Source organism: Leptolyngbya cf. ectocarpi LEGE 11479, assembly GCF_015207065.1.
Classification (GTDB): domain Bacteria; phylum Cyanobacteriota; class Cyanobacteriia; order Phormidesmidales; family Phormidesmidaceae; genus Leptothoe; species Leptothoe ectocarpi.
This window is the reverse complement of the sequence record NZ_JADEXP010000591.1, coordinates 1-1,934: the sequence shown is the minus strand read 5'-3', so window position 1 is coordinate 1,934 and position 1,934 is coordinate 1. Positions and strand designations below refer to the sequence as shown.

The window sequence follows — 1,934 nt, the reverse complement described above, 5'->3', positions numbered from 1 at the left end:
GCACACCGAAACTCAGAGAAATAGGGACCATAACCGGAACTCACATCAACAGGGTCGTTTCTATCTTCATTAACCTTATGTCCTTTATTTCTGTATAAATTGATGCCGTTTGAATTTGGAATTGCTGTAAAGAGTACGGTCTGCTAGAGTTATTTTTGAGAAATCCATCCCAGGTGTTTAGCCGAGGGAGAATTTTAGATCATCTCTGGAACTGTAGCGAAGCCCCTGGAGAAGATACGGTAACGTCTCACATCAAGGGACTGCGACGAAAGCTAACCGCAGCGGGTGCGCCCAGCGATGTGATCACAACCGTATATGGTGTGGGCTATCGTCTTAGCTCTGTTGTCCCACCTAAGCCTCAGTCCGCTGACTCTACTTCCCCAAGCACTAAGCGCGTCTCTCAGCAAAAGAAGACCCGAGAGGCTTTAGGCACACTCTGGCATTCAGTCAAGCCTCAACATCTCGAACGGCTCGCACTGATTAAACGAGCGCATCAAGCCTTACAGCAAGATCAACTCACCCACGATTTACGACAGGCCGCTGCCCAGGCTGCCCACAGTCTTACCGGGGCCTTGGGAGTTTTTGGTCTAAAATCGGGGTCTGACTTGGCCAGTGCCATTGAGAAAATTTTACAGGGGGATGTCCCCGTTGCCTCCGAGCATCAACAACTTTCTGAGCTGGTTAATGCGTTAGCAGAACAGCTCCATCAAGCCCTCAGTCGACTGGAGCAGGCAAAATCGCGACAGCTTCCCCCTCTGTTAGTGCTGATTGACGAAAATTTACCGTTGTTACGGCAGTTGGAACAGGCACTTCAATCGCAAGAACTGCGGGTAGACATCGCTCTGAACGAGGCCACGTTACACACGCTGCAGCGAAAACTCAAAGCTCAGTCGTCTTTAGAACATACCAATGGCCATCAGCATTTAGAACATCGAAAGCCAGAAGAAACGGTGCCAAACGTGGTTCTGTTCAATTGTTCTCTGGTCACCATGGATAACGTTACGCTGATGCGGTTGTCAAAGCTGATCAATCAGATTCCATCGCTGCTGGTGCTAGTGAGTAGCGCTGAGGGCAGTGTGGCCAGCCGGGTCAGAGCGGCCCAGCTGGGTAGTCATTCGTTTCTGCACAATCCAGATGTCTCTACGCTACTGGAGAGCATTTTGGAAGTGCGATCGCATTTCCAAAAATCTGCCAATACAGTATTAGCCGTAGACGATGATCCTCAGGTGCTAGAAGCGCTGCGACTGCTCTTAGAGCCTGAAGGATTACAGCTTGTTACCCTCAATCACACCATCGATTTTTGGAGCACCCTACAGGCATCGTCCCCAGATCTGCTGCTATTAGACATAGAAATGCCTGAATTCAACGGCATTGAACTCTGCCGTGCGATCCGTCAGGCACCGGCCTGGAACCAATTACCCATTATCTTTTTCACCGCCCACGGTGATGCCAACATCAAAACAGCTGCCCTCAGAGCCGGGGCGAACGATCTAGTCGAAAAATCTCTAGCTGACTCGGATCTCCTAGTCCGTCTCTGCGATCAGCTCAGGCGCTCCCAGCTTCAGCAGACAATAGCCACCCTGGTCGATAAACATGTCCTGACAAACTAGCCCCGTCTGTTGAGAGAATCCTTGCGATTCTGTTTTACCCATGCGCTCCCAATCCGCTCGACTCATTAAAACCCGTGAAGAATTGCTGCATCGGATGACCGATCGCATCCGTCAGTCAATTGAACTACCCCAAATTTTAAGGGCGACCGTCGATGAAATGCGTCATTTTTTGGGAACAGATCGAGTCAAAGTTTACCGGTTTGACGAAGATGGCAGCGGTGAAGTGATTGCAGAAGCCATCAGGGAGCAGCGTTTACCCTCGTTATTAGGACATCGATTTCCCGCAGACGACATTCCAGAGCATGCCCGTGAGATGTTCTTAAA

2 protein-coding genes are annotated in these 1,934 nt (G+C 50.1%); both read left to right on the top strand.

What is annotated here, in order from left to right; all coding sequences use genetic code 11:
- The first annotated feature begins 113 nt into the window (after window positions 1-113).
- Window positions 114-1,610, top strand: a complete 1,497-nt coding sequence (locus IQ260_RS30240; protein WP_322745087.1) for a response regulator — start codon at window positions 114-116, stop codon at window positions 1,608-1,610.
- A gap of 40 nt (window positions 1,611-1,650) precedes the next feature.
- On the top strand, window positions 1,651-1,934 hold a 284-nt coding region (locus tag IQ260_RS30235), incomplete at its 3' end, for a GAF domain-containing protein (protein WP_407657774.1).